The following is a 21,357-nucleotide window of genomic DNA, read 5'->3' as shown; positions in this document are numbered from 1 at the left end:
CGCTTAGGACTTCACACGGAAGGGCGTGTGGCAGGTCCCGCAGGCGCCGCCCGTGGCCTTCACCTGGGCCTTGATGGCGTCGATGTTCCCGCCCTTGGCGATGGTCTCCAGCTTGGCGCTCTCAACCTGCAGGCCCTTGGCGGCGGCGGCGAACTTGGCGGGGTCGGTCCAGATCTCCGGCTTGGCGGCGGTCTTGAAACCGGCCTCCGGGCCGCTGCCCTTCGGGAACCACTTGGGAATGTGATGCGACCCGTCCTTCACGATCTTGGCCTGGGCTGCGATCAGCTTGGCGTCCGGCGCGTCGGTCTTGAGGTTGTCGTTGATGGTCTTGAAGGCGCCGCCCATGGCCTTCAGGCCCTTCTGGCGCTCGGTGATCACCTTCTCGAAGGAGACCGCGGCGACGGCCGCTCCGCCGATGGCCGTCAGGCTGAGAGCCACGCCCAGGACGAGGCCCAGGGGGCGCTTGGTGAGACGAGCCATCGGAAGACCTCTTCGCAATCTGAAACAGGAAGCCTGACTTTGAGGGGCGCACCGACGCCGCGTCAATCGCGGGTTGGTTTCAGAGCCCGATGGTTTGTCACCGCCCTGAAATGATCAGCGGCGCGCGACCTTGGCCGGCGTTGTCTTCAAGGGAACACCTTCGCGGCCGGCGTCGGCGATCAGGGCGGCGCAGTTGGCGTCCTTGGCCAGACCCGGGTCGATGAAGGGCAGCAGGATCGCCAGGGGGTTGATGACGCTGGCCAGGGCCACAGCGACGCCGCCCTGGGCCACCACCTTGCCGGTCTCGATGCCGACCTTGGGGCCAAGGATCGGGCCCTTCACGGTGATTGGCGAGAGCAGGCGCACCAAGCGCAGCTCCTTGGAGTGGCCCTGGATACGCAGATTGAGGGTTTCGTTGTCCAGGTTGATGATCCCGCCGCCGGTGGCCACCACCGGCTTGGTGTCGAAGACAATTCGGTCGGCGGTCAGCACGCCGCCCTTGGCCTGGAAATGGGCCACGCCGCAGCGGATCGGCACCGCGCCCTTGTCCTTGGAGAACAGCAGGCCCAGGCCTTTGGTGAGGTTGATGCCCAGCAGTTCGGCGAAGGCCTCGCGGATCTCCCCGCTGGGGACCACGGCCAGGACCTCACCGTCGGCATTGGCGGCGGCCCGGTGCACGGAATTGCCCGCGCCCTTCAGCTTGATGCGGCCCACAAAGCTGCCGGCCAAGGGCTCGCCCTTCACCGGGATGAGTTGTTCAAGGCGGGCGTTGGAGAGCCGCACGTCCACATCAGTAACAGGGACGGCGTTGCGGGCGTTCAGGTGCGCCTGGCCGGTGATCTTGCCCTGCGGCAGGTCCAGGGTGAGCGGGTTGGCGCTCAGCAGGCCGTGATCCAGTTTCACCGTGACGTCGGCGCCGCGCAGGGGCAGCATCGCGTCATGGATGCTGGTGGCGCGATAGCGGACATCGGCGTCCAGCGAGCGGATCTTGGTGACGTCCAGGGTGGAGTCCGGCAGCAGGCGGCGCTGGGCGGCCATCTTCTTGCCCATGGCGGCTTGCTCAGGCGAGACGGTCTCGCCGGCCTTGCGAGAGGGCACGCCGCCGAAGATCGCCGCCAGGTCGTCGAAGTCCAGGCTGCGGCTCTTCAGGTCGGCCTTCAGATAGGGGCGCTCCTCGCCCGTCTCCACGGAGATGAAGCCCGACAGGTCGCTGTCGCCCACCCGGCCGCCGAGGCCGTCGATCTTGTAGAGATGACCCTCTCGAGACAGCCGGCCATGCAGCTTGTAGGGCGGGGTGTTGGGCAGGGCGACGCCGGTCAGGTCATAGAGGTCCGACAGGTCTGGCCCCTGGGCGGTGGTGTCCATGTAGAACTCGCCGAGGTCGAAAGGCTTGGGGATCGCGCCCTTGGCCGTCACCCGCGTCGCGCCGGAGCGGATATCGGCGTCGAAGGGATAGGGCTTGTGCGTATCGACGTTCAGCAGCGGGCCGCCCTGGACCCGCAGCAGGAACTTGTTGCCGTTCAGCGAGCCATCGCCGGTCATCAGGAAGCCGCGGCCGGTCTGGCCCATCTTCTCGGTGGCGTTGACCTCACCGTTCAGCACCAGCCTGCGCTTCTGGTCGGTGATCTTCAGGTGGCCGTCATTGATCACGAACCGCCGGATCGGCGGCATCTTGAAGGGTTTGTTGGTCTTCTTGCCGTTGGAGAAGTCCCAGGTGGCGCGGCCCTGGCGGTCGCGCAGCAGATCAACCTTGGCCTGGTCCAGCTGCAGATTCAGCAGCACCACCTGGCCGACGAAGAGCGGCAGAAGCTTCACCTGGACGTCCAGGCTGGCGATGTCGGCGGTCTGACCGGGGCCGGCCCACTTGGGATTGCCGATGCGGATGCCCTGCACCGTGGCGCTGGGTTTCAGCGAGAAGGCGTGGACCTTCAGGTCGCCGGCCAGCACGATCTCACGGCCGGTCTTGGCCGAAGCAAAGCGGCCGATGGGCCCACGCAGATAGTTCCAGTCAAACAGGATCAGGAAGAGGGCGATGGCGACCAGCAGGGTCGCCACGATCCCACCGGTCCAGGCCAGCGCCCGGTTGCTGGGGCGCTTGAACTTCGTCTCCCGGATGCGGGTTCGCGCTCGCTCCCAACCCGGCCGCATCGCGCCCTGAGCGCGGCGCAGGCCCGCCGCCGCGCCGTCGCGGGCGCGGATCAGGCCCGTGCGGGCGCGCTGGTAGATCGGTTCGGCTGACAAGGTCTGGGAAACTCCGGGTCCCGCCAGAACGCGCGAGCCGCCGAAGAGGTCCGTCTAGTGACGAACGCCTCGACCGGAGAAGGCGGTCTTCGCCGTTCGCAGGATGATCCAGAGGTCCAGAAGAGTGGAACGCCGGGCCAGGTACTCGGCGTCCAGCCTGGCCTTGTCTGGCACCGGCAGCTCGTCGCGGCCATGGATCTGCGCCCAGCCGGTGAGACCCGGCCTCAGGACCTGGACCCCGGCGGCGTTGCGCAGGGCCATCAGGTCATCCTGATTGAACAGGGCCGGCCGCGGCCCCACCAGACTCATATCGCCCACCAACACGCTCCACAGCTGGGGCAGTTCGTCCAGGCTGGTGCGGCGCATGAAGCCCCCCAGTGGCGTGATCCAGGAGGCCGGGTCGGGCAACAGGTGCGTGGCGACGTCGGGCGCGCCGGTCCGCATGCTGCGGAACTTGGGCATGGGAAACAGGGCGTTGTGCCGCCCCACCCGCCGCGACCAGTGCAGGGCGGGGCCTGGAGTCTCCAGACGCACGGCGATGGCCAGGACCAGCAGCACGGGCGACAGCAGGATCAGCCCCGCCGTGGCGCCCAGGATGTCCAGCCCTCGCTTCAGCACGCAGGTCCCCTCTTGTTGAGGACCAGCCTTAATGCGCGGCGCGGCGGCGCGCTACAGCCTCAGGCCTTCGGCGCAGCCTTGGGTTTTGGCTTGGGCGTCGGCTCCACGACCTCCGCCGCGGCTTCGACGGCTGGAGCCACGGCCTCGGCGGCGGCCTCCATGGGCGGGGTGTCCAGCGGGTTGGGGGCGGGCTCGGGCGCGGGGACCGGCGCGGGGTCAGGATCGACCACCCCGGCTTCCAGCAGAGGCTCGACCGCTTCGATCAGCGGTTCGACGAAGGCCTCGATGAGGATGGCGGCCTCCTCCACCGGCGCGGCGTCGGCGGCGGGCGGCGGCAACAGAGCCTCGAGGTTCATCGGCCGCAACCAACGGGTCATCCACCAATAGGCGACGCCGGCCGAGGCCGCGCCTGTGAACATGAACCAGAGAGGCGACGCCGCGCCGATCGGCACATGCAGGGCCGCGGCAGGGGTGACGGACTCGTTCGGCTTAAGCGCGGTCATGGAACGTCTCCGAAGTTGATTGTGCATTGCAACATAACACCGGCGGGCGACGCTTTGATGCACATCAACGTTACGAGAGGGTCGAAATCCGTCCCTGCCCATTTTGCCCCAGGGTCTGGGCGGTCCAGCGGCAGATTTGCTCCATGGAGGCGGCGAAGTCGGCGGGTGGACGGGCCGTCACCAGGGCGCAGCCGTTCATCTTCATGGGGTCGGTCAGCGGCCGCATCCGGCACTCCCCCACCAGCAGCGGGCCGATGCCGGCGTCCTGCGCCTCGTTGAGGAAATGGTCGAAGGTCTGCAGATCCTTGATGGGCAGCCAGATCATCACCACCGCCTCGCGGTTGCGCCGGCCGATGGCCTTCAGGGTGGCGACGATGCGGGTGTAGTCGTCTGGCTTCTCGAAGGGGGGATCGATCAGCACCAGCACCGGTCCCTTGGCCGGGCAGCGGGCGACAGCGGTGTCATAGCCGTCGGCGCACAGGGTCTCGACCCCGGTCCGGCCCTTCAGCGCCATGCGCAGGGCCGCGTGCTCCTCGCCGCGCAGTTCGCAGGCGATGTAGACGTCCTTCTTGCGCAGGGTGTCGGCGATCAGGCGCGGCGAGCCGGGGTAGAACTTGGTCGGCCCGTTATTGTTCAGCTTGTTGACCGCCGCCCGCAACGGGCCGAAGGCGGCCGGCAGATCGGTGGCCTTCATCAGTTGGGCGATCCCGGCCTGCGCTTCACCCGACCGCTGGGATTCGGCGCCCGACAGGTCGTAGAGCCCCCGCCCCGCATGGGTGTCGATCACGGTCAGCGACCCCGACCCCTTTGTCAGAGTCGCCATCAGCCGCAGCAGGGCGGCGTGCTTGACCAGGTCGGCGAAGTTCCCGGCGTGGAAGGCGTGGCGATAGTTCACAGACTTAAGTCTCCCGTCCGACTTCGGAACTTGGTGAGGCGGCCTCACGTTCACCGGCCAGAGGGGCGTACGTGCCACGTCCCCACCGATTTCCAAAGGGCGACAGATGGCCAGAGACGCCGCCGAGCTCACGCTCCCGACCCCCGTGGGCCTGACCTATGTCAATGACGACGACACCGGTATCACCCGGATCGCGGCCAAGGACGGCTTCAACTACCGCGACACCGAGGGGGGTGCGGTCACCGATCCCGCGACGCTGGCCCGCATCAAGGAGCTGGTGATCCCGCCCGCCTGGACCGATGTCTGGATCTGTCCCTCGGCGCAGGGCCACATCCAGGCCACCGGCCGCGACCAGAAAGGCCGCAAGCAGTACCGCTATCACCCCGGCTGGCGGCAGGACCGCGAGGGGATCAAGTACGACAGGGTCATCGCCTTCGGCCGCGCCCTGCCCCGTCTGCGCAAGCGGGTGGAGGTCGACCTCGCCCACCGGGGCCTGCCGCGGGAGAAGGTGCTGGCCGCCGTGGTGGCGGTGATGGAGATCACCCTGATCCGGGTGGGCAACGAGGAATATGCCCGGGCCAACAAGAGCTTTGGCCTGACCACCCTGCGCGACCGCCACGCCAAGGTGACCAGCACGGGCGCCGTCTTCCAGTTCCGCGGCAAGAGCGGCAAGGTCCACCAGACCGGGTTCCGCGACCGCCGCCTTGCCCGCATCGTCAAGGCCTGCCAGGACATCCCCGGTCAACGCCTGTTCCAGTACATCGGAGAGGACGGCCAGCGCCGCGCCGTCGAGAGCGCCGATGTGAACGCCTATATCCGCGAGGTGCTGGGGGACGACTTCTCCGCCAAGGACTTCCGCACCTGGGCGGGCACCCTCTCGGCCGCCCGTGGCCTGGTGATGCATCCGCCGGCCGCGAGCGCGGCCGAGGCCAAGCGCAATGTGGCCAATTGCGTGAAGGCCGTCGCCGGCCTGCTGGGCAACACCGCGGCGGTCTGCAAGGGCTCCTACATCCATCCCCTGGTGCTGGAATCCTATGAACGCGGCGTCCTGCCCCTGAAGGGCACGACGTCGTCGCGCGCCTTTGAGCTCTCGGTGCTGAAGTTCCTCGAAGCCGCGCGCGACTCCGCCAGCTAGGTTTCGAAGCCCAGGTACGGGGCCGCTAGGCGCCGGAACGTCACCCCAGCTAAGGTCCTCCCAACAGACCCAGGGAGGGCCAAATGACTCTCGAGACCAAACTGCGCTTCGGCGCCTTCATCGCGCCCTTCCACCCGCTGGATGAGAACCCGACGCTGGCCATCCAGCGCGACCTGGAGCTGGTGCAGCACATGGACAATCTGGGCTTCGAGGAAGCCTGGATCGGTGAGCACCACTCGGCCGCCTATGAGCTGATCGCTTCGCCCGAGGTGTTCATCGCCGCGGCCGCAGAGCGCACCAAGCACATCAGGCTGGGCACCGGGGTCTCCTCCCTGCCCTACCACCACCCGATGATGCTGGCCGACCGCATCAACCAGCTGGACCACATGACCCGTGGCCGGGTGATGTTCGGGGCCGGCCCGGGTGCGCTTTCCTCCGACGCCTTCATGATGGGCATCCCGGTGGCCAAGCAGCGCGACCGCATGGACGAGGCCCTGGACGTCCTGGTCCGCCTGCTGCGCGGCGAAGAGGTCAGCCACGAAAGCGACTGGTTCAGCCTGGTCAACGCCCGACTGCAGATGACCCCCTATTCGCGGCCCTCCGTCGAGATCGCCGTCGCCAGCCAGGTCTCGCCGACAGGGGCCCGCGCCGCCGGCAAGCACGGGGTGGGCCTGCTGTCCCTGGGCGCCACCACCACCGCCGGCTTCAACGCGCTGGCCGCCAACTGGGGCATCGCCGAGGACATGGCGCAGCTCAACGGCACGACCATGGACCGCAACGCCTGGCGGCTCGTGGGCCAGATGCACATCGCCGAGACCAAGGACAAGGCCATCGAACAGGTCCGCTTCGGCCTGGAGAAGTGGATCTATTACTTCCGCGAGATCGCCAACCTGCCGATGGTGCCCGACGACTTCGCCGGCGATCCCGTGGAGGCCTATCTGGCCCTCGGCTCTGCCGTGGTGGGCACGCCCGACGAGGCCATCGCCCGCATCGAGCAGCTGAAGGAAGAGAGCGGCGGCTTCGGCTGCTATCTGATGATGGCCCACAACTGGGCCAACTGGGCCGACACCCAGCGCTCTTACGAGATGATCGCCCGCTATGTGGTCCCGCACTTCCAGCAGCTCAACGTGAACCGCAAGGCCTCCATGGACTGGGTGCGCGACAACAAGACCGAGTTCACCAGCCAGACCCGCGCCGCCGTCGGCGCGCGGATCGTCTCCCACATGATGGAGAAGGGCACGGAGAACATCAGCCCGCAGATCGTCGCCCTGATCGCCGGCGCCGCTGCGGCTGAGCCAACGAAGAAGGACTGAGGGCGGCTCGCCTCGCGCCCTAGAGGTCTACCGCAAGCGTGGCGGTGCGGGTGTCGCCGGTGTTCGGCGTGCCTGCCGGATCGATCAGCAGGAGCCGGACCTGGCCCCGGCGCGCGGCGGGACGGTGTTCGACGCCGCGCGGAACGATCAGCAGTTCGCCCGGCCGGACCACCACGGTGCCGTCCCGGAAATCCATGTCGAACTCGCCCTCCAGGATCAGGAACAGCTCGTCGGTCTCGTCATGCCGATGCCAGACCCACTCGCCCTCCGCCTTCACCAGGCGCACCTCATTGGTGTTGTAGCGGGCGATGATCTTGGGCGCCCAGGTGTCGTCGAACTGGGACAGCTTTTGGTCGAGCAGGACCTTCAAGGGACGGGCGACTTGGGACATGGGACCTCCTGGACAGCCGCCAGAATGTCCAACCGGGCGGCCCCCTCGCCAGGGGCGAATCCGCCAATGATCAGGGCGTTCTCGCCAGCGGGCCTAGATCACCCGGTAGACGCCGATCCGCACGGCCTTGCCGCCCTCGGCCACGCCGATCGTGCCGACAAAGATCGACTTGTTCAGCCAGTCGTGCGGCCCCTGGGGCGCGTCGAAGGTGGGGCTGGTGCGGACATAGCGGCCGCCATCCTGCGTGGGGGAAACCAGGCCCAGGTTGCGCACGGCGATCACCGCCCCGTCTGTGGTCTTCAGGGCGTAGATCGCGTCGATCACCGTGACTCCGTCGGCCCGCACGGTCTGCCAGTCGGCCCCGCCCGGGATCACCTCGCCCTCGATGCGGGGCCCCTTGAAGGTCCCGCCGGTGATGCCGATGAACCGTCGCTTGCCCAGAGCGGTGTCTCCGATCTTGGTGGCCACATCGATGGAGACGAGGGCTTCGAAGGCGAATTCGGTGGTCAGATTGTCCATGGCTTCCGTCCTAGCCAAGGTGGCGCCGCCGCGCCAGCCGTCCTAGCTTGAGCATAAGGAGGAGCGCCCATGGACCTCGACGCCTATCTCGCCCGCATCGGTTACGACAGCACGCCGCGCGTGGATCTCGAGACGCTGACGGCAATCCACCGCGCCCACCTGCTGGCCATCCCCTACGAAAACCTGGACGTGCAACTGCGTCGTCCAGGCGACGTGACCGTGCAACACGCCTTCGACAAGCTGGTGACCCGCCGGCGCGGCGGCTGGTGCTACGAGATGAACGGCCTGTTCGGCTGGGCGCTCGGCGAGATCGGCTTTTCGGTCACCCGCATGGCCGGGGCCGTGGGACGCACCGAGCGCGGCGAGATCAGCCACGGCAACCACCTGGTGCTGCGGGTCGACCTGGACCGGCCCTATATCGCCGATGTCGGCTTTGGCGACGGGACGATCGAGCCTGTGCCCCTGGTCGCCGGTCCAATGAGCGTGGCCGGCTACGACTTCCGGTTAGAGCCGTTGGACGCCGACTGGTGGCGCTTCCACAATCATGCCCTGGGTGGCGCGCCCTATTTCGACTTCACCCTGGAGACGGCGAGCGACGCGGCGCTGAACACCACCTGCCAGTGGCTGCGCACCTCGCCGGAGTCGATCTTCACCCAGTTTCCCATTGTCCAGCGCCATACCCCGGACGGCCTGGTGATCATCCTGGGCCGCACCCTGCGCCGCATCCGGCCGGGCGAGCGGACCCAGACCTTGATCGAGACCGCCGACGCGTTCGTCGAGGTCCTGGCCGGCGAGTTCGGCCTCGACCTGCCGGAGATGCGCGCCCTGTGGCCGGCCATCTGCGCCAAGCATGAGGAGTTGTTCGGCCAGCCCGCGGACTAGGCGGGCGCCTGACGGCTCAGATAGCTGGACAGATCTTCCAACAGCCGGCGCGACGCCAGCACGTCGGTGTCCTCCGCCGCCTGTTCGAGACCGGCGCCGAAGTCGGTGATGGCCTGGAATCCGAAGCCGCCCCCCGATCCGCGCATGTTGTGCCCCAGGATCGTCACCGGCTCGAAGTCCTCGCGGTTGAGGGCCTCGCGCATGGTCAGGACATGTTGCCGACAACTGTCGAGGTAGGCCGGGATCTGGGCCGTGATCCGGGCGCTGAGCGCCGGCTTCGCCGCTTCCGGCTCTCCGTGCGCCACAGGCGCCGAAGCGCTGCGCGAATAGTCCAGAATGGCCTGCAGCAGCACGTCCTGCTTGATGGGCTTGGTCAGATAGGCGGTGCAGCCGGCGGCCAGGCAGGTCTCCCGGTCGCCCTTCAGAGCCGAGGCGGTCAGGGCGATGATCGGGGTCGGCGGCCGGTCATGGGCCTTTTCCCAGGCGCGGATCGTGCGCGTGGCGGTCAGGCCGTCCATCGCGGGCATCTGCCGGTCCATCAGCACCAGGTCGTAGTCGCCGGCCTTGAGCATCTCACACGCGATGATCCCATTCTCGGCGACGTCGACGTGGAACGGGGTGTGCTCGAGATAGGCGAGCGCGATGGTGCAGTTGTCGGGCGAGTCCTCGGCCATCAGGATGTGCAGTTCCGGCAACGGCGCTTCGGAGCCGACGCCCACCGGCGCGCTGACCGGCCGGCTGGCCGCGATCCACACCTCGAAGGGCACGGCGAACGCGAAGACGCTGCCCATATCGACAACGCTGCTCACCCAGATACGGCCGCCCATGAGTTCGACCAGGCGCTTGGAAATGGTCAGGCCCAGGCCCGAACCGCCGAACCGGCGCGTGGTCGAGGAGTCGGCCTGGGTGAATCGCTCGAACACCCGGCCAAGCTTGTCGCCGGCGATGCCGATGCCGGAGTCTGAGACGGTGAAGCGCAGGGCCGCGGGAACCGCCGGATTCAGATCGGTCTCGACCTTCAGGGAGACCTCGCCAACCTCCGTGAACTTGATCGCATTGCCCAGCAGGTTGAGCAGCACTTGCCGCAGCCGGGTCGGATCGCCCACCAGGTCGTTGGCGACGCCGGGCGCGATTTCGCACACCAGGGTCAGCCCCTTCTCATGGGCCTTCGGCGCCACCATCTCAATCACCTTTTCCAGGTGGTCGCTCAGCGAGAAGCCGGTGCGCTCAAGGTCGAGTTGCGAGGCCTCGACCTTGGAAAGATCCAGGATGTCGTTGATCAGGTTGAGCAGGTTCTCGCCGGACCGGCGGAAGATCTGCACATACTTGTCCTGCTCAGGCGTCAGCGGCGTCTTGGCCAGCAGGTCGGCGATCCCCATGATGGCGTTCATCGGGGTTCGGATCTCGTGGCTCATGCTGGCCAGGAAGTCGGACTTGGTGCGGCTGGCGCTCTCGGCGTCGGCCTTGGCCTGCTGCAGTTCAGCCTCCACCCGCTTGCGCTCGGTGACGTCACGGGCCGCGGCGAACACCCCCTTCAGGGTGCGGCTGCGGTCATAGAAGGTGGTGGCGTTGTAGGAGACCACGGTCTGCTTGCCGTCGCGGGCCCGGGCCGTCAACTCGTAGTCGGTGACCGATTTCTCCGCCAGCACCCGCTTGATGCCCGCCTCGGCCCGCTCGGGATCGGTGAAGCAGTCTTTGAAGGGCGCGCCGATCAGCTCGTCGCGGGTGGAGCCGGTCAGGGCCTCCATCTGCTTGTTCACGTCGGTGATGATGCCGGCCGGGTCGGTGGTCATCAGGGCGTCAATGTTCGATTCGATCAGCGAGCGGGTGTAGAATTGCTGGTCGCGCAGGCTCTGGTCGGACTTCTTCTGCTCCTCCTCCACCAGCTTGCGCGCGGTGTTGTCGGTGCCGATCAGCAGATAGCCGATGATGATGCCTGCCGCGTCGCGCAGGGCGGTGACCGAGACCACGGCGGGCAGCCGGGTGCCGTCCTTGCGGATATAGGTCAGCTCATAGATGTCCTCGATCCCGCGCGAGGCCTTGAACACCAGGGCTTCGAAGCCGGGCGTGATGTCGGTGGCCAGTTCGGCGCTCAGCGCCTGGGCCCGGGCGATCAGTTCCTGGGGATCGGAGATGTCGGCGGGCGTGATGGTGTTCATCACATCGGCGGCCGCATAGCCCAGCATCCGCTCGGCGCCGACGTTGAAGATCTGGATCACCCCCTTGGCGTCGGTGGCGATGCTGGAGAAGTTGGCGCTGTTGAAGATGGCGCTTTGCAGAGCGCCGGCCTTCAGCAGGGCCTCCTCGGCCTCCTTGCGTGCGGTGTTGTCGGTGCCGATCAGCAGATAGCCGATGATGGTGTCCTGCGCGTCGCGCAGCGCGGTCACCGAGACGACCGCCGGGAATCGGGTGCCGTCCTTGCGGATATAGGTCAGCTCGTAAATGTCCTCGATCCCGCGCGAGGCCTTGAAGACCAGGGCTTCGAACCCCGGCGTGATCTCCGCGCCAAGCTCGGCGCTCAGGGTCTGGGCCCGGGCGATAAGTTCCTGCGGGTCGGAGATGTCGGCGGGCGTGATGGTGTTCATCACATCGGCCGCCGCATAGCCCAGCATCCGCTCCGCGCCGACGTTGAAGATCTGGATCACCCCCTTGGCGTCGGTTGCGATGCTGGAAAAGTTGGCGCTGTTGAAGATCGCGCTCTGCAGCGCGGCCAGGTTCGCGCCCGTCTCTGCGTGGGACGTGGGGATGGAGCTTCCTAACTCAGGTGTCGTCCGTGATCCGGCTCGGAGGCCGGACTCACCAGGGAAGTCTAGTGCAGGAGCGCGCCGACTGACGCACCCAGCTGATCGACCGAGTACGGCTTCTGAAGGAAGTGGCCGCCACTGACGAAGTCCTCGGTCATGTCCGCGGTCAGCGGGCGGCCCGAGGTGTAGAGCACCCGCAGGCCGGGCCGTAGCACGATGGCTTGATTGGCGACGTCGTAGCCGCCGAAGGGCAGAGCGCTCAGCCGAATGTCCACGAAGAGCGCATCGATTTGGGAGGTCGCCGACAGGTGGACCAGGGCTTCAGCAAGGTCGGAGGCGATGAGGGTGCTGTGACCCAAGTCTTCCATCGCCCACTCGGCGTTCTGGCGAATGAAGAACTCGTCCTCGACAATCAGGATGACGGCCATCAGAGCGCCAACAACTGTAATCGCGGCATACGGAAAATGTCTCCCGCCGCAGCCGTGATGGCCGGCAGCGACGCGAAATCTAGCACGCGCGACATCAAAGCTTGCATGGCTTCTGACTTATTCCAGCCGACTCCCGACGATCAACGACGCAGAGAGAAACCGATGCGGAAAGTCCGGGGTGCGGCGAAGCTCTCGGTCCCGTCGCCGGTCTCGCCGACCTCGATGCGGGCGTCGGTAAGGTTCTGGGCCGCCAGGTAGACCTCGCTGTCGGGGGTCAGACGCCAGGCCGCCCGGGCGTCGATCCCCACCGAGGCCGCCAGCTTGCGGCTGTTGAGGTCGTCCTCAAACCGCTCGCTCTCGAGTCGCAGGTCCACCGACAAGGTCAGGTGATCGCCCGCCCTCCAGTCGGCGCCGGCGGTCACGGTATATTCCGGGGTCTGAGCCGGACGCTTGCCGGTCAGCTGCGGCGCCGAAGAGCCGCCATCCACCCTTGCCTTGGTGGCCGCGAGCGCGCCGTTCAGGGTCAGGTCGCCGAAGCTCCGCGCGATATCGGCCTCCAGACCCCAGGCCTCGATCTGGCCGGCGTTGCGCCGCTGGCGCAGCACCCCGCCCGCCGGGATGAAGCCCGCCACGGGGAAGGTCGCGGGGCCGGCGCCGACGGTGACATTGGTGATCGGATCGTCCAGACGGTTGTAGAAGATCGTGCCGCTCCAGCGGGTCTCGCCGTCGCCACCGACCCCGAACTCGACGCCGTAGAGGGTCTCCGGCGTCAGGGTCGGATTGGCCTCCGTGACGTCGTTGCCCACCCGGAATGGACGGTGCAATTCATTGAGGGTCGGCGGCCGGAAGCCGGCATAGGCCGCGCCCCGCAGCCAGCTGGCCTCGCTCAGCCGATAGCGCACCCCGAACCGCGCCGTCGGCGTCGTGCCTGAGGTGTCGGGGGAGGTCTGATTGAGGGTCACGGCGCCGGTGGCCAGGTCGCGCTCGCGGCGCACCGCGTCCTCCTGGCGCCAGGCGTCGACCCGCGCGCCGCCGGTGACCAGCCAGTCGCCCTGGTCCAGCACGCCCTCGGCATAGAGGCCGGCCACCGCCGTGGCGCCCCCGGACTCCCGGCCCCGCGTGAAGGCGCCGGTCAGGTAGCGGAAGCGCTCGAAGGCGTGGCCGTCGGCGAAGCGAGCGTCGCCGCCCACCTCCCAGGAGAAGACTTCGCCCCGGCCCTGCCAGGCGGCGTTGAAGCCGTAGCCGAGGGCGGGCGTCGAATACTGGTCGCTGGCTGGCGTGGTGGCCACGCGGCCGGCCGCGACGGCCGAGGAGGTGTTGGCCAGCTCGCTGGACCGCGCCCAGGCCTGCAGCCGCCAGCCGCCGCCATTGATGATTCTGGCCACGGTCGCGGTGATCGACCCGCCGCTGGCCGTGGAGTTGGCGCCGGCCAGCCCCGCGCCGCGCTGCTCCTCATAGATCCCGAGCCGCAGGGCGCCGACCATCCCGTCATGCTCTCCCTGCACCCGGACGGCGAAGGATTCGGCGTCCAGGGTTGTGGGCGTGTCGGCCGCGCCGCGTCCGCGGCGCACGGGCACATAGCCGTCGGAGGTCTCGGCGCTGGCGGTCAACAGCAGGCCGGTCGTGCCCATGGCCACGGCCGCCCGCGCGCCGCCCCGCTGGGCCAACGAGACGTCGAGCGCCGAAATCCCGTTCGTCGCGCCGCGTTCCTGCAGGGCGATGACCCCGGTGAGCGCACCCGCGCCGTAGGCTCCAGCCCCGGCGCCGCGCACGATGGTGACACTCTCCAGACCTTCCGGCGGCAGGGCCGACCAGATCACCCAGCCCCCGAAGGAATCGTTTTGCGGCGCCCCATCCAGGGTGACGAGGGCCCGGCCAGCGCCCGACGGCGCGACGCCGCGCAGGGAGATGCCCTGGATGGTCGGATTGGCCGCGTCGCTGCCGGTGCGCCGGAACAGCGAAACGCCGGGCGCGCGCTTCAGGGCGACGTCCAGACGCGGCGCGGTCTTGAGCTCCGCCGCATCGATCTGCTGGACCGCGAACACCGCCTCCCCGCCCAGGGCCGGTAGGCGCGGGGCATAGACAACGAGGACTTCGACTTCGGGCGGGGGAGGACTGATCGGCATGCCAAGGGCATAGGGGGAAAGCTGCGCCATGTCAGCCGTGACGCAGCGGCAGATTTGACTCAACCCCAGGCAGATCGCAGCCAATTCGCTCGCCGGAGAGGCTTAACGAGTTCCATCACTTCAGGTCATAAAACCGTGGCTGGACTTGGGACCAGGCAAGCCTCAAACCCCGCCCAGTTGGGGGATTTGGAGACGAACGCCATGCTGGACCTTTCCCTGCCGCCCTCCGTCACCGTCAGCCCGACTCTGGTGGGGGTCTCCATTCTCACCGACGATGGGGTCACTGTGCAGATCAGTCTGCCTCGGCCCCGCGGCCTGCACGACCTGCCCGCCGCCGAGGTGGCGACCCGCGCCAAACGCCTGGCCCAGGCCGCGCTGATCAGCGCGTTTGAGAGCCTGGAGAGCGCCTAGCCCTCGGTGTCGATCGACGCCTGCATGGCCGGCGAATAGCGCGGGCCGGTCACCGTCTGCGGGTTCACCAGGGCCTCAACCCTGGCCATCACTTCCGACGAGAGCGTGATGGCCGCCGCGCCGGCATTCTCCATCATGTGATCCGGGTTCGTGGTGCCCGGGATCGGGACGATGGTCTCATCCTTGGCCAGAAGCCAGGCCAGGCACAGCTGGGCCGGCGTGCAGCCGGCCTCCTTCGCCAGGGCCGCGAAGGCCTCGAACAGTTTCAGATTGGCGGCAAAGGCCTCGCCCTGGAAGCGGGGCATGCCCAGACGCATGTCGCCCTCCTGGAAGGCCGATGCGTCCATCGCGCCACCGGCCAGGAAGCCGCGGCCCACGGGGCTGAAGGCCACGAAGGTCACGCCCAGATCCTTGCAGGCCTGCAGCACCGCGATCTCCGGATTGCGGGTCCAGGGGGAATACTCGGTCTGCAGGGCGGTGATGGGGTGGACGGCGTGGGCGCGGCGCAGGGTGTCGGCCGACACCTCCGACAGGCCGATGGTCTTGATCTTTCCCTGGGCCACCAGCTCGGCCAGGGCGCCGACGCTATCCTCGATCGGCACGCGCTTGTCCCAGCGGTGCAGATAATAGAGGTCGATGACGTCGGTCTTCAGGCGCTTCAGGCTGGCCTCGCAGGTGGCCTTCAGGACATCGGGATGACCGTTCAGCTCGCGCTTGTCGCCATTGGTCAGGCCGCATTTGGAGGCGAGGACGTAGTCGTTGCGGCGATCGCCGAGGACCTCGCCGATCAGGGACTCGTTATGGCCGACGCCATAGACCGCGGCGGTGTCGAGGAAGGTGTAGCCGGCGTCCAAAGCCCCCTTCAACACCCGTTCGGCCTGCTCGCGCGGGGCCGGAGGTCCGTAGCCGTGCGAGAGGCTCATGCAGCCCAGGCCGATTGCGGAGACCTCGAACGGTCCGAGCTTACGGGTCTGCATGGGGCGGCTCCTTAAAAGACTGCGCGATGGCGCGCGCGAGCCTTTTGGAGCCGGTGGGATCCGTTCGTCAATCGAAGCCGGAAGGCTTTACGGATTGACGTTGAGCTTGATGCGGATGCGGCCGGCCTGAGCCATGGAGTCCGGGACGTGGATGTTGGCCGCCAGTTTCAGGGCGGTGGCCGCGTCGGGATTGGTAGCCGGATCGGCGTCGATCACCGTGCAGGCGGTCAGGGACGGTCCCGCCACCAGGCATTCGACGATATAGGCGTTGGCGGCCAGGGCCGGAGCGGACTCGGAGGCCGGCGCGGAGGCTGATGGCGCGGAAAGGGCGGCGGTCAAAGCCAGGACGGAAAGCAACATGGGACCTCGACGATTAATAGAGGTTAATCAAGTGTGAAGAGCGCCCGAATGCAAGTGTTTCATTTCGGCGTCCTTGCAGCCTCCTGCCGCAACCCCCGTGCCGCTGATCCGCCGCGCGCCCCACGGCGCCATCCTTTTGGGCGGCGGCGCCCGCTCATACTGCATCGCAACATTCCCGATATTGCGTCGCACCATTGTCACTTGCGGTAGCCCGAAACCGCGCGCTAAGTCCATCTCAGGCGACGCGCTTGGGCCACCCTAGAAGCCTAGCACCAGCCTGAGGAACGTCGGGAGGCGGTTGAACCCCAACCCCTTTCCGGGACGACGAACATGATGAAACTGATGACCCTGGCCGCTCTGGCCACCCTCGCCCTGGCCCCCGCCGCCAACGCCCAAGACAGCGTCCGCGTCTCCCTCGTCGGCAAGTCCAGCGGGCAGATCCACGCCGACATCGTCTCCGCCGCCAAGAAGGTGTGCGCCAAGGCGGTGGTCGGCGAGACCCTGATCCTCGACGCCTATGGCCGCTGCATGAAGAGCTCGGTCAGCTCGGCGCTGGAACAGCTCGGCGATCCCGCCGTGGCCCAGATCGAAGCGATGCGCGTCGCGCAACGCTAAGCGACACCCTCCCAGATCGAAGGGAAAGGGTCGGCTGAACGCCGGCCCTTTTTCGCTGGCGGAAGCCTCATGGCCAAGTGGCGGCAGGCAGGTTGGTGGTCGCGCCTAGTCCGTGCCGTCCCAGGATTCCAGCAGCGCCTTGCCGAAGATGAAGGCCACCAGTTGCGTCTGGTCTGCTTGCGCCTTCAGATCCAGGTTCAGGTCCTCGGCCATACCAACGGCTGGCGCCATGTCGTCGCCGTTCGTGGGCTTGCCGAGGGTGGCTTGCTGGGCAAAGCGTATGAGCTTGGCGCGGGGTTCGGCGTTCAGGCCGGCCCAGGCGTCGTCGAGGGTGGCCCCGGCGATCCCCTTCTGCTCCTTGAAGTAGCGCTTGGAGCCGAGCACCACCAGCCTTGCGGCGATCAAGTGACCGGCCCGAACGCCATTGGCCTCGGTCAGGCCACAGAACTTAACCTCATCGGCCAGATCCTCGTCGGTGAAGTTGAGGTGGTTCAGCGCCTCCGGCCCGTCCCGATGGTAGGATTCCAGCAGGCTGTCGCGCTTGGTCGGCGCAAGATGGCTCCACAGGCATTCGGCCTCCAACGCGCTCGCCGGTCCGGCGACGCCGGCCATCAACACCATGGCTGCGGCCAAGCCTCGCCCCTTTCCCCAAACCTTCATCGAAACAGCCTCCGTCTTCCCCTAGGTCAGCTTGCCTTCGACGACCCAGTGACGCCAGGGGCAACGGTATACGAATCCCTATTTCGCTGGCGGATAGGGCGTCCCGTCGCGGTGTTTGTAGCCCGGTTCCGGCCCCGCGATCATGTCGATGTCGGGATAGGTGCAGACGTCCTGCGGGTCGGCGTTGCCGATCTCCAGGACCTTGGCGGGCTTGTCGGTCCGGTTGACCAGGTGATGGCCGTCGGCGGCGCCGCGCTTGAAAGCCGCGCAATCGCCGGGCCTCAAGATCTCCTCGCCGGCGTCGGTCACCAGGGTCAGCTCACCCTCGACGATCCAGATGAACTCGTCCTCGTGGGTGTGCCAGTGGCGCTGGCTGGACCAGGCCCCAGGCTCGATCACCGTGAGATTGACCCCGAACAGGGTCAGCCCGCTGTCACGCGCCAGCTTCTGATAGCTCTGGCCGTTGCAGGGCTGGTCGAACGGGTCGGGATAGTTGCTGCCACGGGCGAGCGGGATGACGGCGATGTCGATCTTGGGCATGGCGAGACACCAACTCTGACGCGTTTCAAGTAATCGCAAGTCTAGATTTGGTCCGATTTCCCAGCGACGCAATGACCCAAACGCAAAAAACCCCGCGCAAGCGGGGCTTTAAGAAATCTTTGGGTGCGGGGACAGGATTTGAACCTGTGACCTTCAGGTTATGAGCCTGACGAGCTACCGGGCTGCTCCACCCCGCGGCAAAGCTAGAAATCGTGATTGAAGGGTTATTGGACATATCCGTTTGGTAGACCTGGCGGCGACCTACTCTCCCGTGCCTTAAGACAAAGTACCATCGGCCCAGAGAGGCTTAACGACCGAGTTCGGAATGGGATCGGGTGGGGACCTCTCGGCAAAACCACCAGGTCAACGAAACGGATATTTGAGAAGACATCACTGCTGAAAGCGCGATTTCTGAAGCGCATTCATGAATTTCACTAAGAACGATCAAGCCGATCGAGCGATTAGTACCAGTAAGCTGCATGCCTCGCGGCACTTCCACACCTGGCCTATCAACGTGGTGGTCTACCACGGCTCTCGGCGAAACCTTGTTTTGAGGTTAGTTTCCCGCTTAGATGCTTTCAGCGGTTATCTAGTCCATACTTAGCTACCCTGCTGCGCGGCTGGCGCCACGACAGGTCCACCAGAGGTATGTCCATCCCGGTCCTCTCGTACTAGGGACAGATCCTCTCAAGTTTCGTACACCCACGGCAGATAGGGACCAAACTGTCTCACGACGTTCTGAACCCAGCTCACGTACCACTTTAATCGGCGAACAGCCGAACCCTTGGGACCTGCTCCAGCCCCAGGATGTGATGAGCCGACATCGAGGTGCCAAACTTTGCCGTCGCTGTGGACGCTTGGGCAAAATCAGCCTGTTATCCCTAGAGTACCTTTTATTCGTTGAGCGATGGCCCTTCCACGCAGAACCACCGGATCACTATGGCCGACTTTCGTCTCTGCTCGACTTGTCAGTCTCGCAGTCAGGCGGGCTTATGCCATTGCACTCATCGAGCGATTTCCGACCGCTCTGAGCCCACCATCGCGCGCCTCCGTTACACTTTGGGAGGCGACCGCCCCAGTCAAACTGCCCGCCACGCCATGTCCCGAACCCGGATAACGGGCTGCGGTTAGACGTCAGCGACAACAAGGGTGGTATTTCAAGGTTGGCTCCACCGAGACTGGCGCCCCGGTTTCATAGCCTCCCACCTATCCTACACATGTTGCCGCTAACGCCAAGGCGAAGCTGCAGTAAAGGTTCATAGGGTCTTTCCGTCTGACCGCGGGAACCCCGCATCTTCACGGGGAATTCAATTTCACTGAGCCTATGCTGGAGACAGTGGGGAAGTCGTTACGCCATTCGTGCAGGTCGGAACTTACCCGACAAGGAATTTCGCTACCTTAGGACCGTTATAGTTACGGCCGCCGTTTACCGGGGCTTCAATTCGCAGCTCTCACCGCTCCTTTTAACCTTCCGGCACCGGGCAGGCGTCAGACCCTATACGTCGCCTTGCGGCTTCGCAGAGCCCTGTGTTTTTGATAAACAGTCGCTACCCCCTGGCCTGTGCCACTCTACTAAGGTTGCCCTAAGCAGAGTCACGCTTATCCCGAAGTTACGCGTGCAATTTGCCGAGTTCCTTCAGCATAGTTCTCTCAAGCGCCTTGGTATACTCTACCTGTCCACCTGTGTCGGTTTAGGGTACGGTCTCCGTTGGAGTTATTTCCAGGAACCCCTTCACTGCCAGGAACAATCCAATAAGCCCTGACAATTTACGGGATTCGTCACTTCCAACTGGCTCAGGAATATTCACCTGATTCCCATCGACTACGCCTTTCGGCCTCGCCTTAGGGGCCGGCTAACCCTGCGCAGATTAGCTTTACGCAGGAACCCTTGGACTTTCGGCGAGAGTGTTTCTCACACTCTTTATCGTTACTCATGTCAGCATTCTCACTTCCGATACCTCCAGCAAGGCTCACGCCTTACCTTCACAGGCTTACGGAACGCTCCGCTACCGCTTGCAGTAAACTGCAAACCCATACCTTCGGTGAGTGGCTTTAGCCCCGTTACATTTTCCGCGCAGGATCGCTTGACCAGTGAGCTGTTACGCTTTCTTTAAATGATGGCTGCTTCTAAGCCAACATCCTGGTTGTCAAAGCAATCCCACATCGTTTCCCACTTAGCCACTACTTGGGGACCTTAGATGATGGTTAGGGTTGTTTCCCTCTTCACGACGGACGTTAGCACCCGCCGTGTGTCTGCCGGATAGTTCTCTTGGGTATTCGGAGTTTGGTTAGAATTGGTAGATCTCGCGACCCCCGCATCCATCCAGTGCTCTACCCCCCAAGGAATTCGTCCGACGCACTACCTAAATAGTTTTCGCGGAGAACCAGCTATGTCCAGGTTTGATTGGCCTTTCACCCCTATCCACAAGTCATCCCAGAATTTTTCAACATTCACGGGTTCGGTCCTCCAGCTGGTGTTACCCAGCCTTCAACCTGCTCATGGATAGATCACCTGGTTTCGGGTCGTCATGCGACGTACTTATTCGCCCTATTCAGACTCGCTTTCGCTACGCCTACACCTAACGGCTTAAGCTTGCACGGCACATGAAGTCGCTGACCCATTATACAAAAGGTACGCCGTCACCACGCGAGGTGGCTCCGACTGCTTGTAGGCTTCCGATTTCAGGTTCTATTTCACTCCCCTTGTCGGGGTGCTTTTCACCTTTCCCTCACGGTACTTGTTCACTATCGGTCGTCGAGGAGTACTTAGGCTTGGAGGGTGGTCCCCCCATGTTCAGACAGGATTTCACGTGTCCCGCCCTACTCGAGTCCGTCGCTAATTGACGCCTACGGGGCTATCACCCGCTATGGCTGACCTTTCCAAGTCATTCGGCTTTATGTCACGACGGCACTGGCCTGGTCCCGGTTCGCTCGCCACTACTACGGGAGTCTCGGTTGATGTCCTTTCCTCCGGGTACTGAGATGTTTCAGTTCCCCGGGTTTGCTTAATGAACCCTATTTTATTCAGGTCATTATACCTTTGAACGACGTACGAACCGGATCTCCAGCCGAAGCTGAAAATCAAATTCGCAAATCGTAAAGGTGGGTTTCCCCATTCGGAAATCTTCGGATCAAAGGGTGCTCGCGCCTCCCCGAAGCTTATCGCAGCGTGCCACGTCCTTCATCGCCTCTCGACGCCAAGGCATCCATCAGAAGCCCTTATGCGCTTGATCGTTCTCAGTGAAACTCATGTAAGGGGACGGTATTTGCCACCCGTCGGTACGAAGCGGTGGGTGGCGCCCTCACATGCGCTATAGAAATCTCTGTTCTTTCGAACAATGATGTCTTCTCAGGTCCATCCTCCAAACCCCAGGGGGGGCCGGATAAACCCTTCAATTCACGATGTCATTGAACCAGCGCCGGCATAGCCAGGCGTTGGAAACTTTGTATCTTTCCGATCGCGTTATCGCACGTCTTCATGGTGGTGGAGCCAGACGGGATCGAACCGACGACCTCATG

The 21,357-nt window shown here is 65.3% G+C and carries 19 protein-coding genes, 2 tRNA genes and 2 rRNA genes (1 of these 23 running past the window's edge); 5 read left to right on the top strand and 18 right to left on the bottom strand.

What is annotated here, in order from left to right; genetic code table 11:
* Positions 1–3: 3 nt before the first annotated feature.
* The 5 genes from JKL49_RS08005 to rlmJ form a co-directional block, all read right to left on the bottom strand.
* Positions 4–480 carry a c-type cytochrome gene (locus JKL49_RS08005; RefSeq protein ID WP_215339672.1) on the bottom strand — a complete coding sequence of 159 codons (477 nt, stop codon included), beginning with the start codon at positions 478–480 and terminating at the stop codon, positions 4–6.
* A gap of 114 nt (positions 481–594) precedes the next feature.
* Positions 595–2,721 carry an AsmA family protein gene (locus JKL49_RS08000; RefSeq protein WP_249778052.1) on the bottom strand — a complete coding sequence of 709 codons (2,127 nt, stop codon included), beginning with the start codon at positions 2,719–2,721 and terminating at the stop codon, positions 595–597.
* A 54-nt stretch (positions 2,722–2,775) separates the two neighbouring features.
* A complete protein-coding gene (locus JKL49_RS07995) occupies positions 2,776–3,339 on the bottom strand; it encodes a sugar transferase (protein WP_430700678.1) in 564 nt (187 codons plus the stop codon).
* Between the two features lie 59 nt (positions 3,340–3,398).
* Positions 3,399–3,842 (bottom strand): hypothetical protein, encoded by a 444-nt coding sequence (locus tag JKL49_RS07990; RefSeq protein ID WP_215339671.1) that lies wholly within the window; start codon positions 3,840–3,842, stop codon positions 3,399–3,401.
* Positions 3,843–3,912: 70 nt separating this feature from the next.
* Positions 3,913–4,737, bottom strand: a complete 825-nt coding sequence (gene rlmJ, locus JKL49_RS07985) for a 23S rRNA (adenine(2030)-N(6))-methyltransferase RlmJ (RefSeq protein ID WP_215339669.1) — start codon at positions 4,735–4,737, stop codon at positions 3,913–3,915.
* A gap of 106 nt (positions 4,738–4,843) precedes the next feature.
* Between rlmJ and JKL49_RS07980 the strand changes: the two genes are divergently transcribed.
* Together JKL49_RS07980 and JKL49_RS07975 are read left to right on the top strand one after the other, a co-directional pair.
* Positions 4,844–5,872 (top strand): DNA topoisomerase IB, encoded by a 1,029-nt coding sequence (locus tag JKL49_RS07980; RefSeq protein ID WP_215339667.1) that lies wholly within the window; start codon positions 4,844–4,846, stop codon positions 5,870–5,872.
* 83 nt (positions 5,873–5,955) lie between these two features.
* Positions 5,956–7,185, top strand: coding sequence for an LLM class flavin-dependent oxidoreductase (locus JKL49_RS07975; protein WP_215339665.1), 1,230 nt, complete (start codon positions 5,956–5,958; stop codon positions 7,183–7,185).
* Between the two features lie 19 nt (positions 7,186–7,204).
* On the opposite strand, the gene JKL49_RS07970 is transcribed toward JKL49_RS07975, so the two are convergent.
* Together JKL49_RS07970 and JKL49_RS07965 are read right to left on the bottom strand one after the other, a co-directional pair.
* Positions 7,205–7,576 (bottom strand): cupin domain-containing protein, encoded by a 372-nt coding sequence (locus JKL49_RS07970; protein ID WP_215339663.1) that lies wholly within the window; start codon positions 7,574–7,576, stop codon positions 7,205–7,207.
* A 93-nt stretch (positions 7,577–7,669) separates the two neighbouring features.
* A complete protein-coding gene (locus JKL49_RS07965; RefSeq protein ID WP_215339661.1) occupies positions 7,670–8,095 on the bottom strand; it encodes a DUF3237 family protein in 426 nt (141 codons plus the stop codon).
* Positions 8,096–8,164: 69 nt separating this feature from the next.
* On the opposite strand from JKL49_RS07965, the gene JKL49_RS07960 reads away from it, so the two are divergent.
* Positions 8,165–8,977, top strand: a complete 813-nt coding sequence (locus JKL49_RS07960; RefSeq protein ID WP_215339659.1) for an arylamine N-acetyltransferase family protein — start codon at positions 8,165–8,167, stop codon at positions 8,975–8,977.
* Here JKL49_RS07960 and JKL49_RS07955 read toward each other — a convergent pair.
* The 3 genes from JKL49_RS07955 to JKL49_RS07945 all read right to left on the bottom strand — a co-directional run bounded on the left by JKL49_RS07955 (position 8,974) and on the right by JKL49_RS07945 (position 14,275).
* Positions 8,974–11,670, bottom strand: a complete 2,697-nt coding sequence (locus JKL49_RS07955) for a PAS domain S-box protein (RefSeq protein ID WP_347340415.1) — start codon at positions 11,668–11,670, stop codon at positions 8,974–8,976. The two genes, JKL49_RS07960 and JKL49_RS07955, sit on opposite strands and share 4 nt — an antisense overlap.
* Positions 11,671–11,786: 116 nt before the next feature.
* Positions 11,787–12,149: a response regulator gene (locus JKL49_RS07950; protein ID WP_215339655.1), complete on the bottom strand. Its 363-nt coding sequence runs from the start codon at positions 12,147–12,149 to the stop codon at positions 11,787–11,789.
* 140 nt (positions 12,150–12,289) lie between these two features.
* A complete protein-coding gene (locus JKL49_RS07945) occupies positions 12,290–14,275 on the bottom strand; it encodes a TonB-dependent receptor (protein ID WP_215342729.1) in 1,986 nt (661 codons plus the stop codon).
* 201 nt (positions 14,276–14,476) lie between these two features.
* Between JKL49_RS07945 and JKL49_RS07940 the strand changes: the two genes are divergently transcribed.
* Positions 14,477–14,686 (top strand): hypothetical protein, encoded by a 210-nt coding sequence (locus JKL49_RS07940; protein WP_215339653.1) that lies wholly within the window; start codon positions 14,477–14,479, stop codon positions 14,684–14,686.
* On the opposite strand, the gene JKL49_RS07935 is transcribed toward JKL49_RS07940, so the two are convergent.
* Both JKL49_RS07935 and JKL49_RS07930 read right to left on the bottom strand, forming a co-directional pair.
* A complete protein-coding gene (locus JKL49_RS07935) occupies positions 14,683–15,663 on the bottom strand; it encodes an aldo/keto reductase (protein ID WP_215339651.1) in 981 nt (326 codons plus the stop codon). The genes JKL49_RS07940 and JKL49_RS07935 overlap by 4 nt on opposite strands.
* Positions 15,664–15,750: 87 nt before the next feature.
* The gene (locus JKL49_RS07930) at positions 15,751–16,023 is read right to left on the bottom strand and encodes a hypothetical protein (RefSeq protein ID WP_215339649.1); all 273 of its coding nucleotides are present in this window, start codon (positions 16,021–16,023) and stop codon (positions 15,751–15,753) included.
* A 330-nt stretch (positions 16,024–16,353) separates the two neighbouring features.
* Between JKL49_RS07930 and JKL49_RS07925 the strand changes: the two genes are divergently transcribed.
* Entirely contained in the window at positions 16,354–16,638 is a 285-nt protein-coding gene (locus tag JKL49_RS07925; protein WP_215339646.1) for a hypothetical protein, read from the top strand.
* 105 nt (positions 16,639–16,743) lie between these two features.
* On the opposite strand, the gene JKL49_RS07920 is transcribed toward JKL49_RS07925, so the two are convergent.
* The 6 genes from JKL49_RS07920 to JKL49_RS07895 form a co-directional block, all read right to left on the bottom strand.
* Positions 16,744–17,298 (bottom strand): hypothetical protein, encoded by a 555-nt coding sequence (locus JKL49_RS07920; protein WP_215339644.1) that lies wholly within the window; start codon positions 17,296–17,298, stop codon positions 16,744–16,746.
* A gap of 78 nt (positions 17,299–17,376) precedes the next feature.
* Positions 17,377–17,838, bottom strand: a complete 462-nt coding sequence (locus JKL49_RS07915) for a cupin domain-containing protein (protein ID WP_215339642.1) — start codon at positions 17,836–17,838, stop codon at positions 17,377–17,379.
* Between the two features lie 120 nt (positions 17,839–17,958).
* Positions 17,959–18,035 (bottom strand) — tRNA-Met (locus JKL49_RS07910).
* A 51-nt stretch (positions 18,036–18,086) separates the two neighbouring features.
* Positions 18,087–18,201: ribosomal RNA gene (gene rrf, locus JKL49_RS07905) — 5S ribosomal RNA — on the bottom strand.
* Positions 18,202–18,278: 77 nt separating this feature from the next.
* Positions 18,279–21,071 (bottom strand): 23S ribosomal RNA (locus JKL49_RS07900).
* 249 nt (positions 21,072–21,320) lie between these two features.
* Positions 21,321–21,357: transfer RNA gene (locus tag JKL49_RS07895), tRNA-Ala, on the bottom strand (it continues 39 nt past the right edge of the window).

The organism is Phenylobacterium glaciei (genome assembly GCF_016772415.1).
GTDB lineage: Bacteria > Pseudomonadota > Alphaproteobacteria > Caulobacterales > Caulobacteraceae > Phenylobacterium > Phenylobacterium glaciei.
Note: the sequence above shows the minus strand (reverse complement) of the source record. Positions and strands in the feature narration are given on the sequence as shown.